Here is a 15245-nt window from a genome sequence, read left to right as displayed (position 1 = left end):
CATGGTCAATCTTGCTGTGCCGTACCGTAACCCGGTGCCGGCGGCGGCCACAATGTGGCGCGAGGTGCAGGCGGCGTGGCCAGACTGTGCCGAGAACAAAGGTTTCGTGGCGGGCAGTGGCCCGACCACTTGGAACATTTCCAGCCACAACGCTGATGCTGACGGCTACGCCCACGCGCTGGACATTGGTGTGGATATTGAGGGTGACGGGACCGGCATCCCGATCCAGGCTGGGATTGATCTTTCTGAGCATCTGCGCCAGCTCGGCTACAAGGAGTGGAAGTCTGGCCGGGCCGGCCGCCTCGCGTACATCATTCACCGTGGCCAGATCGCGGGCGACCACACCGGATGGCAGTGGGTCAAGTACACCGGGGCCAGCCCGCACTACGACCACATCCACATTAGCTTCAGCTACGACTACTTCTGGGGAGACCCGATCTGGGAGACCAGCTCGGACGTCTACTCCACCGCCCCCTGGGGCATCGCCACCATCGTGTCCGGGCAAGGCTCGGACATCACACCAATCACGGAAGAAGGTTTCCTCATGGCACTACCCGATCAGGACCAGGTTGAAGTCCTTGAAAATGTACGCAAGCTGGTTGCTTTGGCGACTGTCGAGGCAGGCTTTGACAAGGGCATGAACGAAAAGCTCGACGAGGTGGTGGGCAATCTGCGGAAGACCTACTGGAACACTGCCGAGGCGAAGATCCTACTGAAGTCCGCTGCGCCTGCTGACCTCGCCGCCCAGATCGACGCGGCCGGCATCGCTGCCGAGGTGCGGGACGAGCTGGTCAAGCTGCTTGGCGGTGGCGCATAGTGGAGCAGCTCGACACGATCATCCTGGCACTGCTGACAGTGGTGTCCCCGGTCGCGATCGCCTGGGCAAAGAGCGACACGTGGTCGAAGATCGCCAAGGTCGGGGCGCCGATCCTGGTCTCCGTCATCCTCGCCCTGCTCTACCTCTTCGCAACGGGCAGCATTACCCGGGGCGCGGATGTCATCACCACCATCCTGATGGTCTACGGCGCCCAACAGCTCGCCTACACCACGATCATGCGGTGGTGGGCAACCATCCTGGAGCAGCGCGGACAGCCGGACGACGAAGGCCCTGACCACCGAGCATAAAGAAAGCCCCCACCCTCATGGGTGGGGGCTTTACGGGTTGATGTCCTTTATTTCTTGGCGGCCCAGCCTGCATCTGTGCACCGGGAAGCGAAGGTATCTGCTGCTAGGACCCACTGAGATGCGGGAGCATCCACGGACCTTGCGAGAATGCTGGCACCTTCCGTCAGAAGATCGTCCGCCGCCACCCCTTCGTGCTGGGCCAGTTCAAGGTTGACTTGCTGGACGGTGGTCTTGCGGTCCATTGTTTCCACGCTACCTGCCTTGGCCACGTAGTGGGCAAATGCATCGCAAGCGTCCATGCCGACAGACTCTGAGCTCGGGCTCCCCGCTGAACAGCTGGTTAGGACAAGCGCCAGAGCAACGCCGGTAAGTATTTTCTTCATCGTTCTCCAGTGTCTTGAATGAATGGCAAGTCTATCTATCGGAGCAGGATGGGCAGGTCAGGACCTTGGGACCTGCTCGCGTCCTGCTAAGCTTGTTCGCGGTGCTTGCCCCAGTAACTCAGGGGATAGAGTAGCGGCCTTCTAATCCGACAGTCGGGGGTTCGAATCCCTCCTGGGGCACTACACAAAAAGGGCGGGGCCAGCATATCGCTGGCCCCGCCCTTTTGCGTGTCCTGGTCAGGCGGCGCGTTTGCGGCCGCTGCGTTCTGGCATCCTCACTGCCGGCAACTGGTTGAGTCCTGTCCTGACCTGGTCAAGGTCAACGACGAGGTAGCGATTGGTGGTGTCCATTTGCGTGTGGCGCATTCCTTTTTGGATGGCGAAGGCGGAGACGTTGGCCCGGTTGAGTTCGGTGGCCGTTGCTGCCCGGAGGTCGTGGGCCCGGTGCTTGAGGCCGGCCCTCTTGATGGCGTCGCAGAGCAGCGTGGACACGGACCCGCTGAGGACGTGCCCCTCCCCCGCTTCGAAGAGCCTGTTGGTGGCTCGGTTAGGAAACCAGTAGCCAGCCCTAGGCATGGTGTCGAAGATGGGCCAGGCTGCCTCGGGGACTGGCATGACGACTTTCTTGACTCCTTTGCCGATGGTTGTCAGTGTCCGGTATTTCCAGTCGATGTCGTGGCCGTGGACGCGGGAGATCTCTGCGACGCGGAGGCCGAGGTAGTAGTGCAGGGCGACCATGGCCCGGGTCTTGGCGTAGATCCCTGAGGCTAGTAGGTCATTGATCTCGTCCACGGTGAAGGGGTTCGGATCGGCTTTGCGGTGCTTGACCTTGGGGAGCCGGGCTGCGGGGTTGTCCAGACGGAAGTTTTCGTCTTGGTACCAGGTGAAGAAGATGTGCAGCGTGGACCTGTAGTTGACACGGGTAGCGTTGGCCCAGTCCTTGCCTGCAATCCAGTGGATGAGCTCGGCCCTGGTGATGGTCTTGAAGTCTCCCAGCTCACGGGCCAGCCGGCGGAAGAAGATCATGCGCTCCTGGATGCTGCGCTCTGTAAGATCTTCTACCTTCATGCATGCCGCCCAGTAGGCCAGCACCTGTTCTGTGTCCATCGTTGCCCCCATGCTTAGTGTTTCTCTGGTTAGTTGGTAAATTAATAGCCAAAAACCAAGCTCTTTGTTTAATGATGATCTGAAAGTTTTTGCCCTCTCTTGGTGAGGGCTCAGTGTCCGTGATGGTCACTGTTTTTCAAGCTCTTTTTTGTTCTTGTTTTGCTGCCACCGCAGAGGGAGTAGAGGGAGTTGGGAGGAGAGACTTCAGCCTGCTCCGCCCCGCTCCAGAACACAGGTGTGTTGTGGAGCGGGGCGGAGCAGAACTGAAGTCACAACTGGTGTCCACCGCGTCGGTCGCGTCGGTCATCGGTCGTGTCGTATCAGCACCAGGGTCATTACTCTCCGGCAGTGGCGGCATGCGTACGGATCTGGTCTCAGCCCCTTAGAAAGGCGTTGACGGTCGGACTTGGCACTTCTTCGCATTCACGTCTTTACTGCACGCTTTATCACCCCTGCCCGTACGCTCGATGAAGAGCTGGCTCTGACCCAGTAAGCAGCCCCAAGTGCAGGCTTAGCGTGTTGAGTGGTCACAGGGACCAGGCGGGGTAGCCGTACCGCCTCGAAGCATATGTCGAGGAGGCAAGCAGACATGGGTATGGCAAAGAATGGCGTCGCCAGATAGACTGGACACGCAATCAGGCGCTTCGCATGGCTGATTGCCTCACCCGGACAGTGTTAGAGCACTGGCCGGGTTTATGAGTTAAAACAGGTGGGTCAGATAAACACCACATCTTCCGGATGGCACAACTCAGTAGCCCCAGAATGATCCCAGCGCACACGGAACCCCGCAGCACTCACGGATTTGATCACACCTGTAGGCCCCACATAATCGGTACGAACGTGGCTGATGTGCTGCACCCGCCGTTTGACGAGCCGCGCTCGCCGGGCAGGCGCTGTCTCCGGCGCTTCCTTGACGGCGGTTCGCCAGCCCAAAAATTCATTGACAGGCAAGGTCATCGAGAAGGCGGGGCTCATACTGCTCCTTTGGTGAGTCGGGCAATCATTGCCGCGTTCTCTGCTTTGGCTTCGGCGCGAGCTTCGTCGATGGTTAGGACGAGGAGTTCAGCGGCGGTTTCTTTGCTGATGAACTTTTCGTCAACCCATTCGTCACCTTCGAGCCGGTCGAGGATGTAGTCACACTCGCTGTCCACGGCTGGCGTCACGCTCTTGATTGAGTTGAACTCAAAAAGGATGCGGAGCATTCGCGGGTGTTCCCGGATGCCAAGGTGCCAGAAGGCATCGTCAATGTGGTTCGCCTCGGTGATGCGTAGCGCGTGCATCTCGCTCATGCTGCTGTCGCCGCCCATTCATGGTCCTCAAACGCCGGCTCATCCGTGCGCTTGCCCCAGAGGGGGACAACTTTGCCCGCACCCTCTGAATCTGCGTCCATGTAATCTCTTGGTCGTGGGTTCAATTCCCGCCCGGGGCACCAAAAAGTGGCTCTGACCTGCGGTTATGTTCCGCAGGTCAGAGCCAATTATGGCCAAAAAATGCACAAGTCATCTTTTACTCATCTTTTTCAGCAAAATTTTCTTGAGTTTCCGGTCATCTTTTTCAGTGCGGCATGGTCATCTTATGGCTGCCCTAGACCCTGTTCTGGCCTGAATCACGGCAATTGTCGGGTGCAACGGATCGCTGCCCCAGCGGTTGGTATGAGCCGAGCGACTAAATCATGGGTAGCCATGTCAGCGGAACAACCACTACATCTCCGCTTCGAGATCGCAAGTCCCTGGCCGGCAGGAGATCATCGCTGCCGAGGACCGTCGTCCTGATTGCAGCAATGGCAGACCTTGCAGCTTCGCCCGCTAGGAGGGCACCACTATTCAAGCTTGGCAACCTTTACCGCCGTGCGGCCGGATACACGCGCTTGTTCACACTCGTTGAATGGTACGAGCCGCAAGGGGCCTTGGTTGAGTAGTTCCTGCAGCTCAGATCGAGCTGGTCGGGCCGCAGGACTGGCGCGGCAACTAGTCCGACCGCGTTATCCACAGGCTTTCGGTATGTCTGTTGCTTCATGTAGTCGATCAGCTAGTATTTCCGGCATGGCGGGTTGGAAAGTGTCGTGGCATCCTGAATCGGGCATGATGTACGAGTCCGGTCTGGCTGTGCGTGAAATAGCCGATCGGTGTCAGCGGAAACGCAACCCGGTTCACCGGCACCTCCAGGTCCGCGAACACCACCAACCTGGGCTGCGCGCCAATCATGAAGCAGCCCTTGTCGCCAGGGACCCCGATCATCCCACCAGCGAATGGCGCAGGCGGCTCAAGGAAGCCGAAGATTTTTTCACCGCTTACTGCCGATTCCCAACCCCCGACGGAGACCCGGCCGAGAAATCCCTCCACAGCTGGATGAGTGGGCAACGACTCGCCTTCAACCGAGGAGACATGTCAACACCCAAAATAGTCCTCCGCAGCGGCCTCACTGACTGGAATTCGACTACCCTTCAAGTGAACGTCGATCGGCATTAGTACACACGGTTCGGCCAGCTCCAAGAGTACTTTGCAAGCACCGGCCAGCTGCCGCGATACGGAAACTACGAGACCGCATTCGAGCGTACTCTGGGAGTCTGGCTGCACACCCAGCATCAAAAGCTTGCGGCGGAGCCACTCTGCAGGGAACTGCAGATTCCGGAACAGACATTCTACCAGTGGCGCGTCAAGCACCTCGGCCCGAAGGCCCACCGGATCGGCAGGCACCTGCGCATCAGCCGCACAGACTTCAATGACTGGATCGCCTCCACGGAGGGCCACTTTGCCTAGAAAACGGACACAGTTGGGGACCTGGGGACAAATATCTCGGACCCAGCTGCAACCTAGAATCTGGCGTGCACGTGCCAGGTTCCGCTCCTTTGACGGCAAAATGCGCCTCTACGAAGCCCAAGGCGTCTCCGGCCCGAAAGCAGAAGCCGCGCTCATCCACAAGCTCACCCTTCTCGTGCCCGTGAATGAGGAGGAAATCAGCCCTGACATGCAATTGAGAGAGCTTTCCAAGATTTGGTAGATGGAATTTGAAGGCCTAGACCGCGCCGCCAATGCCAGCAGAAGGTACCGCGAAATCATCAACACCTACATCCTGCCGGGCGTGGGTGACCTCACCATCAGGGAGGCCACTGTCAATTCGCTGGACAGATTCCTCAAGACCGTTCGCACCAAAAACGGCAATTCGACAGCCAAGATGTGCAAGACCATCCTGTCCGGCATGTTGAGCCTAGCCACCCGCCACGGTGCCCTCAGTGCGAATCCACTCAGGGAAGTGGCCCGGATCCCCGTCGCCACCAAGGAGGTTCGAGCCCTGACCCTGGATGAAGCCGTCCAACTCCGCAAAGACGTCTACGCTTGGCAGCAGCCCACCGGGCGCCCCAACGGACTCCACGAAAAGGACGTCCTTGACGTTGTGGACATCATGCTGGCCAACTGGTGTCCGCATAGGCGAAGCACTGGCGATCCGTTGGTTAGACGTCGACCTCGATGCCGCCAAGCCAACGGTGACCATCAACGGCACCATCATCAATCTCCGCGGGAAGAACGGGCCGATCATTCAAGACCACCCCAAGAGCGCCAATTCCAGACAGCGGTACTTCCTGCCAGTCTTTGCTGTGGAGATGCTGCGCCGACGGCGGACCGACACGGCCCGAACGAATGATCTGGGACTTGTCTTCGCTTCGAGTGTGGGCACGATTCGTGATCCCAACGGCTTCCGGAAGCAATGGCGCGAGGCTCGGACAGCGATCGGTTTTGAATGGGTGACGCCGCATATGTTCCGCAAGTCCGTCGGAACAATCCTGGCCAACACCCAGGGTATGGCCGCTACAACCGCATAGCTCGGCCATTCAAGCGAGAAGATCACCAGCAAGCATTACGTCCAGAAGACTCACGAGGCACCGGACCATACTGAGGTGCTTCAGGCGTTTGGGCGATCCCAAACCAAATAGGCGATTCGAGCCAACACTCGATTTCTACTGAAAAGCCAGCCTATGTAGGTTTTCGGAAAATGGAAGGAGAATAGAGCCATGCCAAAGATCGTGCACCCAGAAGGCCCGGCTTGGACGGCCGATTTGGAAGCCGCAATGGGGATTATCGGCAATCGGGGACGGAATGAAATCATTCGGTACCTATATGAAAATGGCCCCGTGCGGCGTGGGGACATTGTTGAAGCAGTTAGTCCCAGCGAGGCGACCGTTGCGCAGCATCTCATCTTGCTCGAAAAGTCCGGTGTCATCGTGGTGGATGTCCCACCTGGCCGCCGGCACGGCCGAGCACCACGCTATTCGGTGGATTTTGACCGCGTCACGGAACTGATGGCGGCACTTAGGGACTATCTCCTCGTTCGGGAGCCGCCTCCACGGATTCAACGCACCATCGCGATCGAGGACCCCGCTGATGACTCATAGGGTCTCGGGCTAAAAGCCTCCCCGCAGTTGTGCCGTATATGGCTTCACCTTGCCGCTCGCGACACCTTCACAACCTCGAGCTGCCAACTACAGTTCGGGGTGTCGTGGTCCTCCGCAACAGCAGATATGCGGGATCGATGTTTACGTGTCCGGCCAAATCGCTCATAAGGGTTCTTCGACTTGAATCGCGGTTGGCCTACTTTTCTGTTAGAGACGCTGGCCTCCGGCTGCGAGTGGGTTTCGGCATCTGAAGTTTTCTGAAGTTGCGGATTCATTTTGCTATTTGCCAACGAAGTGCCGCCTTGCTCCCGGCCCCCGGCGACCGTCGCAGACTGTAAAGCGGTACGATCGCCAACCCTTCGCAAGGCCATCGAGTCAGAGCCAGGCTGCAGTGGGCTGAGACGCCTTTTACACTGCGCAGGGAGCATCTGGATAAGCCCTATGTAACATTCCCCTGCGGCACTTGTCTCACTATCACTCCGGATGGACAAGGTTACCTGCACCTCGGAGCGGGATGCATCCAGCCCAAAAAAGTGGTGCCACCGCTAGTCATCTGACCACCACACCACGAAATAACTTGGTCCGTGTTGACGTAATGCGCAAGTGGCCGCGTCCGCATGGAGTGGTCGCCCACAGCTGTTTGTTTCCAACTACTGTTCCTTGTTCTTGGCTTCCTCTGGGCTGGGGCCGGCATTGGCTTCCCTGATTGATGGACTGCGGCTAGATATCTGATAGTAAACTACCGATAGCGGATATTGAGTTGAGCTGAGGCCGCGTTGGAGCGCCGTTGCGTCATCGACTCGGTTAAGGATCGCTCCTGCAATATCGAAGAACTGCCTCGTCAGATCAAAGCCAGATGTAAAATCTATTACATCCCGTGTACGCCAACCTGCCCAGTGCCGCCGTGCGACGGGAATTGGCAATGCAGGCTACGAGTGGAGGATCAGTTGACGCACAAGATACCAAGCCGCGAGGATGCTGTCTACACAGCGCCCACATCGGGTCCATTGAGCGCAACCGTGGCCGAGCGCACTCGCTCCCAATTGGGTAAATTCAGCCCGAGCGAAACCAAGGTCGCCAGGGCTCTCCTTGCCGCGTACCCCGCTGCCGGACTGGAGACGGTGGCCGAGCTCGCCCTGCGAGCAGGCGTCAGTGCGCCGACGGTGTTGCGTTTCGCGTCTGCCCTGGGCTTCGCGGGCTATGCGGCCTTCCAGAAAGCTTTGATTAGGGAGGTTCATGAGGAAATGGGATCCCCCCTGCGGCGCCTTAGTGACAACGATTCAACGGCGGATGGCGGACGCACCCGGTCGGAGTCGGCATCTGTATTCTTGGATGGACTGGCCAATACATTTGACGCACTTCCTGAAGCTGAACTAGAGCGGGCAGTGGGTCTTCTCGCAGACAAGCGGCTACGCGTCCACCTCATGGGAGGGCGGTTCAGTCGTGTACTGGCCTCCTACTTGGGTACGCATTTAGTGTTAATGCGGCCGGATGTCCAGTTGGTTCCTCATGGCGGTCACGAGAGAATGTCTGCCCTTCTGGATCTCGGCCGTCGAGACGTTCTGGTGATCTTTGACTTTCGACGCTACGATCGCTCAGTCATTGAATTCGCAAATAGGGCAAACGCAAAGGGATCGCACGTAGTCCTGGTCACGGACCCATGGATGTCGCCGGCGGCCGACGTCGCCGAGGTGGTCATCCCTGCGAGAGTTGAAGCACCAAGCCCCTTCGACTCGTTCGTACCGGCAATGGCAGTGGTTGAAATGTTAATCGCAGCTGTGGCCGACCAAATAGGATCTAGCGCACGCAGTCGTCTCATCGAAATCGAAGCGCTGCAGTCGGGAGACAACGCGGAGTAGCTTCGAATGCGCCTGCTGCCAACTTCTACCTCTGGGGCCGTTGACTGCATCGCGACACCTGGAGCGAGAACATCCTGAGCACGGACCCCAGCGGGCGGCACTGATTCTTATCCTGGACGTATCCAACACCACCACGTACATGCGCCAGATCCGTGCCAAGATCAAGTTTTCTGGCATGAACGAGGAGAAGGTCGACGGCGGGGCCGAGGAACTGCAGGCACTGCTGCACGAATTGCCAACCCGTCCCCACGCGCTTCACCGCCATGAAGACCGCAACCGCCAATGGCGCCCGGACTGGATCGCAACGACCTCCCTCGGTCTAGGCAAGGTCAGGATCGGCGTCTTCATCGGCGGCAGCAACGCCGCACCAAACTATTTTGACAACAGAGAGGTGTGCAGCCCAACGTTCGGTCGGCTTTTGAGCATTTCGGAATGGGGACAATCCGGACAGGAGCAAGCGGATGGCCACGGACGGGGCAGAAAAGCGAAATGTCAGAGCCGGGTTTCTCTCAATCCGTTGCGATGAAGGCGTTTCTCGTAAGAACGTGCCAACTTGACGGTCGTCCGACTGGCAACCCTATGCCCGCATAGACGAAACTTGGGATTAAATATTACAATTTCCTCATTGACTAATTGGTTGTAATGAAATTTACTTGAACTAGTTGTATCCGTTCTGGCTTGGAGCATCATGCCTGACTCATCAACTGTCGAAATCTTGAGTTCCAACGACGGAAGGCTGTCATGACACACCCAGAGATATTTGTTGCAACCTGTGACCTGTCGGGACAGGTGCGAGGTAGGGGTGCCCCCTCCGAATCCTATGAGACTGTCCTGAGATCCGGCTTAGGTTGGGTTCCCGCGAACCTTGGTCTGACGGCTTTCAATGAAATCGCTCCGAAGAGCGCCTTCGGTTCAACCGGAGATCTGCGGTTGAAACCAGACAAGTTCACCGAAGTTACCGTTCTTCCTGACGGCAACACGCCCGGCATGACGCTCTTTCTTGCTGATCAGACTAACCCTGACGGAAGTGACTGGGTATGTTGTCCACGTACCTTTCTGCGCAAGGCGCTGGTTGACTTCACTGAAGCAACGGGACTACGTGTTGTGGCTAGTTTTGAGCACGAATTCGTGCTCAGAGGACTCCCCGATTCCGCATCGTTCTCAATGCGCCGCCACCGCGATGCTGAGCCCTTCGGCACTGACCTAATCCGTCTCCTAAATAGTTGCGGACTAGCACCTGAGAACTGGCTTCCTGAATACGGGCGGGATCAATTCGAAATCACGGTCGAGCCGAGCGACGCTCTCGTGGCTGCAGATCGTGCGGTTCTACTTCGTGAACTAGTACGTGACCTAGCACTTCGTCGGGGGCTTGAGGCTTCCTTTGCCCCTCTGCAAGAGCCGGACGGAACCGGAACGGGTGTCCATGTTCACATCAGTCTCATCGACGAGCAGGGACGACCAGTGCTCTTCGACGAATCCAAACCTGGGAGACTCGCCGAAATCGGCGCACGGTTCAGCAGTGGGATTCTGCGCCACGCACGCGCTCTCACGGCGTGGACCGCGCCGAGCCCCACGTCATTTCTTCGACTGGCTCCCCACAACTGGAGCGTCGGAGGTATTTTTCTCGCCGAACGCAACAGGGAAGCACTCCTTCGCATATGTCCAACCAGTTCGATGGGCGGTTCCTCACCAGAGCATCAATTCAATCTCGAGTATCGCGCCGCGGACGCAACAGCAAATCCATGGCTAACTCTGGCTGTGCTGGTTCGCGCCGGCCTCGCAGGAATTAGTGGAGGCGATGGTTATCCCCTGCCGCAAGTATTCAGCGAAGACTGCACAGAAGCCGAACTACGAGACGTTCCTGAGCTCCCGAGTTCCTTGGAGGACGCACTTGTAGCTATGGAGGCCGACCAAGTCGTCTCGTCCTGGTTCGATCCGGACCTATTGACCACTCACCTCGCCGTGAAACGGCACGAAATGGAGCTTCTCTCCTCGCTCACAGACGCCGAAAGGGTGCAAAAAGTTGCCAGTGTCTACTAAGCCCGAAACGAGGCTTGGGCGCGCCATCAGGGAAGCCTTGTTGGTAGATCATCACGTCCACGGCGCCTTCGAAGCAGACGTCTCCCAAGCGGAGTTCGAGACGCTTATTACTGAGTCTGATCGTCCCATCCCTGTGTGGATGTCGCAGTTTGATACGCAGGTGGGCTTCGCAATTCGACGATGGTGCGCGCCCATCTTGGGCCTTGCTGAACATACCAGCGCCGCGGACTACATGCGCGCTCGGTTGGAGTTGGGTGCTGCGGAAGTTAATCGACGCCTTCTAACTAGCTCAGGAATAGGGCATTTCTTAGTCGAGACCGGATACCGCGGAGATGAGATCCTAGATCCACAAAAAATGAGCTTGGCCTCCGCACGACCTGTGAATGAAGTGGTCCGTCTAGAAACTGTGGCTGAATCGCTGGTTGCTTCCGGAGTGAGCGCGCATGAATTTCCTGACGCCTACGTCGAGGAGCTGTCGCGCGTGACGGCGCACGCTGTAGGTGTGAAGAGCATCATCGCCTACAGGCATGGATTCAATTTCGACCCGAGCCGTCCTTCCCCGGCCGAAGTCGTAGCGGCGACAGAGTCATGGCTGCACAGTGTGGCTGATGGAGCCGCACCGAAGGTCAATGATCCGGTCCTACTGCGATTTGTTCTCTGGGCAGGAGTAGATCGTGGCCTGCCGATCCAGCTTCACACCGGATACGGGGATCCGGATCTTCGGTTGGACCGATGCGATCCGCTGCTACTTACCCCCTGGATTAAGCTAGTTGAACCCTATGATGTTGACGTGATGTTGCTGCATTGTTACCCCTTTCACCGGCAAGCCGGCTATTTGGCCCAGGTTTTTCCGCATGTGTACTTCGATATCGGTCTTGGAATAAACTACACCGGCGTGCAGTCAACGGCCCTTATTGCCGAATCACTGGAGCTGGCGCCTTTCTCCAAGATCTTGTTTTCATCGGACGCCTGGGGGCCTGCAGAGCTTCATTTCCTCGGCGCTGCGCTATGGCGGCAGGGCATGACTAGCGTGTTGCAGCGATGGGTGGACTCCGGGGACTGGTCGGAGAGTGACGCCGTGCGTGTAGTTCACATGATTGCCAGCGACAACGCAAACAGAGTCTATAAACTCCATGGGCCACGCTGATGCAAACACATTTGGACGAGCTCAAGAAGCGTTTGGATCAGGAATTGCCAGGCGCCTACAACCTCCGCAGGAGACTCCACAGCTTTCCGGATCTGTCAGGATTCGAGGGCCCGACCCTTCAAATGGTTCTCGACGCATTGCCCGACCCCACGGCGGTGGTGCCAGTCGCTGAAACAGGAGCACTGGTCCGGCTTGGTGGTCCTGGGTCGGCTGTAGCCGTACGCGCTGAACTGGACGCCTTGCCTGCGACAGAAGCGACTGGACTGGAGTGGACGTCGCAAAACCCGGGGGTAATGCACGCATGCGGACATGACATCCATTTGGCAGCAGCAGTCGCACTCTCGAGAGCCGTGCACGCCACGCCTGGTGCGTTCCCGCTGTTGCTGGTGCTTCAGCCCAGGGAGGAAACATACCCCTCCGGCGGAAAAGACATTTGCGGGGGAGATCGGATGGCCATAGAAGCAGTCACGGCTACCATTGGAGCCCATATTCAACCGCTTCTACCAAAGGGAACCGTGGCTTGCACGTCTGGTTCCGTCAACGCTTCATCTGACGAGTTTACGATCACGATTGACGGACGAGGGGGACATGCAGCCTATCCCCACCTGACAGTTGACCCGGTAGTCGCATTGGCACACGTAGTAATTGCGGTCCAAAGCATCATCAGCAGGACTGTAGACCCGATGGAATCCGCAGTGATAAGCATTGCAGCCATCAGTGCCGGCTCGGCCCCCAACGTCATCCCGGGATCAGCAACAGCTCGTGGGACCGTGAGAGCCATGGCGACAACGGTGCGCCAGAATGTCCTTTGCAGCCTAGTGCATGTTGTGGAAATGGTCGCTGCGGCTCACGGCTGTAACGGACAGATTGTTGTGGTGCAGGGTGAACCCGTTTTGGAAAACGATAGTCGTATAGCGAACTCGACCATTCCTCATTTGCAGTCGTTGGGCTTGACAGCGAACACCACACTCCGTTCGGCAGGATCAGACGATTTTTCCTATTACTGCGAAAAAGTTCCATCGCTGATGATGTTTGTTGGAACAAAAGGAGAATCTGAGCAGTTGCATTCCACAACATTTGCGCCCGATAATACGCACGTTCGGGATGTTGCTTATGCTCTCTTGAGCGGATACATGGCTGCCGCGGAACTGCACAATAGAGACGAATTTGCTTTGTTGAAAGATAAAGAAAGCATCTCGGAAAGCCGATGAATCATCCAGCTGTCTTCCGGCTCCGCATTTCAGGCTGCCTGAGTCATGTCATCCGTTTTTCGGCTCTCCAACCATATCCGTATAGAAGAATAGGATTCTCCTGCAGGTTTCCCCTGTCGACTCGTGATCGAGCGGACCTACGAGTCCCCAGTCGACTCCCTGCAGGCGATCGTCCAACTGTACAACTCGACGTCGGCACTGCACCGCCGGGCAGTCTTCAACTTGAACGAGGACGGCACCTTCGACATCACCCTGCAGGGCGTGTGGCTGTGCAAGAAGAACGAGGAGACCCTTATCGACACTCATATCACCTACGAGTATTCCAGGGAATTCTTCACCGAGACGGAGCTGGACGGCGCCGGCCGGGTCTGAAACTCCGTCGCCGATGTGTTCACGACCACCAACCCCACCTGCACCCGCGGGAAAGCACCACCTTATCGCCCCACCCGCACTATGCCCGCAGTACTGGTGATGTGGCCGCGGAACTGGGCTACCTAGCCGGCACGGGCAGGATCCACGGCTTCCTGTTCGGCAACGGCGAACGAACAGGCAATGTGGACCTGTTGAGCCTAGGGCTGAACAACTACGTCCAGAGCGTCGACCACATGATCGAACTCTCCGGTGTTGACGAGGTCCATCGCACCTTGGATTACTGCAACCAGCTGCACGTCGCGGAGCGGTCCCCCTAAGGCCTAGTCCTCATCGCTTTCCCGGATCCCAGTAGGTTGCCCCCTGCAACTATCATTCGTCCCAAAACTATCTAGGAGACCTGTCAAATTGACTATCCCCGCTTCAACCAAACCCGAAGTTCCTACCAGGAGCCCGATCCTCAGCATCCTAGGTCTCGTCGGTGGAGCACTCGGCTTCCTGACCGGACTCGTCCCCGTGCTCGGACTTGTGTTCTCCATTGCCGGACTCGTCTTAAGCTTGAAGGGCCAGCAGAAGGAGCCAAAGGGGACCATTTTTGCCCTCATCGGCATAGTCCTAGCTATTCTTGGCCTTATTGCCGGCGTCCTCGCTTTGATCCTGATGATTGTCGGAATCGCCAACGGCGCCAAGTTGACGTCTCCATAGCAAGAAATTTGGTTGTGGGCTGAGGTGGGGCACCTGCTACGGGCTGAAAGACTGGAAGTTCGAAAGTTCGTAGCGAAGATTGGTAGTCCCTCAAACGATCGATCGAGGCCAGGTCAGTGATTCCCTACCGCCTATTCCACGAAAAGCGCGGTTGGATTGTGATCCGCAAGTGTGGGACGACTAGAGTCCTGACTCAATGCCCGAAACACACAGGTCGAGGACCAACTCACCTGATATTGGGGTCGTTGCCAGAGTTGCGGTCGACTACCTTCGTGAGAGCCAATCAGAGAGGTTTGATGAGAAATGAAAGTCTATATCTCCGTTGACATGGAAGGCATCGCCGGGATCGCCACGTTGGATCAGGTGGTGCGTGGCGGCTTCGGCTATCCGCGCGCCCAGGAACTCATGACCGCAGAGGCCAATGCCGCTATTGAGGGAGCGTTTGACGGCGGCGCCACGACCGTCGTCGTCAACGACTCACACGGCACCATGGACAACCTCATTCATGAGCAGTTGGACGCGCGCGCACGTTTGGTCTTCGGCTCACCCAAAGCCCAATGCATGGCTGAAGGGCTCACAGCAGATTGCGACGTTGCACTCTTCGTGGGCTACCACGCGCCGGCCGGCGCCCCTGGCGTTCTGGCCCACACTTTTTCGAGCCACTTCACGGAGGTTCGTCTCGGCGGGCGTCCGGTCTCGGAAGCAGAGGTCAATGCGTTGTATGCCGCCTCGCTAGGCGTTCCCGTAGGACTTGTCACCGGTGATGACATTATCTGCGAGCTCGTGGAATCTGTTATGCCCGGCACCAGGACAGTTCAGGTGAAGGTCGCCCATGGTTGGTCCGCGACCAATTCAATCGCACCAAGCGTCTCTCGGGAGCTGATCCATGCTGCCGCGGCTGAAACTGTC

At 57.7% G+C, this 15245-nt stretch carries 18 protein-coding genes, 1 tRNA gene and 1 pseudogene; 15 read left to right on the top strand and 5 right to left on the bottom strand.

Annotation, left to right across the window (positions count from 1 at the left end; genetic code table 11):
* The first annotated feature begins 1 nt into the window (after position 1).
* Complete coding sequence (locus tag ACX80Q_RS11425) at positions 2-817, top strand: hypothetical protein (protein WP_459330653.1); 816 nt, start codon at positions 2-4, stop codon at positions 815-817.
* On the top strand, positions 817-1125 hold the full coding sequence (locus ACX80Q_RS11420) for a hypothetical protein (RefSeq protein ID WP_459330652.1): 309 nt from the start codon (positions 817-819) through the stop codon (positions 1123-1125). The genes ACX80Q_RS11425 and ACX80Q_RS11420 overlap by 1 nt, the downstream gene beginning before the upstream one ends.
* Before the next feature lie 47 nt (positions 1126-1172).
* Here ACX80Q_RS11420 and ACX80Q_RS11415 read toward each other — a convergent pair whose 3' ends face one another.
* Positions 1173-1424: a hypothetical protein gene (locus tag ACX80Q_RS11415; RefSeq protein WP_459330651.1), complete on the bottom strand. Its 252-nt coding sequence runs from the start codon at positions 1422-1424 to the stop codon at positions 1173-1175.
* A gap of 191 nt (positions 1425-1615) precedes the next feature.
* On the opposite strand from ACX80Q_RS11415, the gene ACX80Q_RS11410 reads away from it, so the two are divergent.
* Positions 1616-1688: transfer RNA gene (locus ACX80Q_RS11410), tRNA-Arg, on the top strand.
* A gap of 57 nt (positions 1689-1745) precedes the next feature.
* On the opposite strand, the gene ACX80Q_RS11405 is transcribed toward ACX80Q_RS11410, so the two are convergent.
* From ACX80Q_RS11405 to ACX80Q_RS11395, 3 genes are all read right to left on the bottom strand, one after another.
* The gene (locus tag ACX80Q_RS11405; RefSeq protein ID WP_459330650.1) at positions 1746-2615 is read right to left on the bottom strand and encodes a tyrosine-type recombinase/integrase; all 870 of its coding nucleotides are present in this window, start codon (positions 2613-2615) and stop codon (positions 1746-1748) included.
* A gap of 714 nt (positions 2616-3329) precedes the next feature.
* Positions 3330-3590, bottom strand: a complete 261-nt coding sequence (locus ACX80Q_RS11400) for a hypothetical protein (protein WP_459330649.1) — start codon at positions 3588-3590, stop codon at positions 3330-3332.
* Positions 3587-3904 carry a hypothetical protein gene (locus tag ACX80Q_RS11395; protein ID WP_459330648.1) on the bottom strand — a complete coding sequence of 106 codons (318 nt, stop codon included), beginning with the start codon at positions 3902-3904 and terminating at the stop codon, positions 3587-3589. Before ACX80Q_RS11395 ends, ACX80Q_RS11400 begins: the two co-directional genes overlap by 4 nt.
* Positions 3905-4657: 753 nt before the next feature.
* Here ACX80Q_RS11395 and ACX80Q_RS11390 point away from each other — a divergent pair.
* Together ACX80Q_RS11390 and ACX80Q_RS11385 are read left to right on the top strand one after the other, a co-directional pair.
* Positions 4658-5083 (top strand): hypothetical protein, encoded by a 426-nt coding sequence (locus tag ACX80Q_RS11390; protein ID WP_459330647.1) that lies wholly within the window; start codon positions 4658-4660, stop codon positions 5081-5083.
* Between the two features lie 48 nt (positions 5084-5131).
* Positions 5132-5374, top strand: a complete 243-nt coding sequence (locus ACX80Q_RS11385) for a helix-turn-helix domain-containing protein (protein WP_459330715.1) — start codon at positions 5132-5134, stop codon at positions 5372-5374.
* 448 nt (positions 5375-5822) lie between these two features.
* On the opposite strand, the gene ACX80Q_RS11380 is transcribed toward ACX80Q_RS11385, so the two are convergent.
* Positions 5823-5987 carry a hypothetical protein gene (locus ACX80Q_RS11380; protein ID WP_459330646.1) on the bottom strand — a complete coding sequence of 55 codons (165 nt, stop codon included), beginning with the start codon at positions 5985-5987 and terminating at the stop codon, positions 5823-5825.
* Between the two features lie 13 nt (positions 5988-6000).
* Here ACX80Q_RS11380 and ACX80Q_RS11375 point away from each other — a divergent pair, with 13 nt between their 5' ends.
* The 10 genes and pseudogenes from ACX80Q_RS11375 to ACX80Q_RS11330 all read left to right on the top strand — a co-directional run.
* Positions 6001-6435: a tyrosine-type recombinase/integrase gene (locus ACX80Q_RS11375; RefSeq protein WP_459330645.1), complete on the top strand. Its 435-nt coding sequence runs from the start codon at positions 6001-6003 to the stop codon at positions 6433-6435.
* Between the two features lie 189 nt (positions 6436-6624).
* Positions 6625-7005, top strand: coding sequence for an ArsR/SmtB family transcription factor (locus ACX80Q_RS11370; protein ID WP_459330644.1), 381 nt, complete (start codon positions 6625-6627; stop codon positions 7003-7005).
* A gap of 1019 nt (positions 7006-8024) precedes the next feature.
* Positions 8025-8864, top strand: coding sequence for a MurR/RpiR family transcriptional regulator (locus ACX80Q_RS11365; RefSeq protein WP_459330643.1), 840 nt, complete (start codon positions 8025-8027; stop codon positions 8862-8864).
* A 139-nt stretch (positions 8865-9003) separates the two neighbouring features.
* Complete coding sequence (locus ACX80Q_RS11360) at positions 9004-9390, top strand: hypothetical protein (protein ID WP_459330642.1); 387 nt, start codon at positions 9004-9006, stop codon at positions 9388-9390.
* A 215-nt stretch (positions 9391-9605) separates the two neighbouring features.
* On the top strand, positions 9606-10904 hold the full coding sequence (locus ACX80Q_RS11355; protein WP_459330641.1) for a type I glutamate--ammonia ligase: 1299 nt from the start codon (positions 9606-9608) through the stop codon (positions 10902-10904).
* Complete coding sequence (locus ACX80Q_RS11350) at positions 10894-12051, top strand: amidohydrolase family protein (protein WP_459330640.1); 1158 nt, start codon at positions 10894-10896, stop codon at positions 12049-12051. Before ACX80Q_RS11355 ends, ACX80Q_RS11350 begins: the two co-directional genes overlap by 11 nt.
* Positions 12051-13262 carry a M20 metallopeptidase family protein gene (locus ACX80Q_RS11345; protein WP_459330639.1) on the top strand — a complete coding sequence of 404 codons (1212 nt, stop codon included), beginning with the start codon at positions 12051-12053 and terminating at the stop codon, positions 13260-13262. Before ACX80Q_RS11350 ends, ACX80Q_RS11345 begins: the two co-directional genes overlap by 1 nt.
* Positions 13263-13385: 123 nt before the next feature.
* Positions 13386-13948: pseudogene (locus ACX80Q_RS11340) on the top strand (2-isopropylmalate synthase); the annotation flags it as partial.
* A 91-nt stretch (positions 13949-14039) separates the two neighbouring features.
* On the top strand, positions 14040-14336 hold the full coding sequence (locus ACX80Q_RS11335) for a hypothetical protein (protein WP_459330638.1): 297 nt from the start codon (positions 14040-14042) through the stop codon (positions 14334-14336).
* A gap of 303 nt (positions 14337-14639) precedes the next feature.
* The coding region (locus ACX80Q_RS11330) for a M55 family metallopeptidase (protein WP_459330637.1) at positions 14640-15245 on the top strand (606 nt) is incomplete at its 3' end.

Source organism: Arthrobacter sp. HLT1-20 (assembly GCF_054510895.1).
The sequence above is the reverse complement of the archived record's forward strand: the minus strand, read 5'-3'. Positions and strand labels throughout refer to the sequence as shown.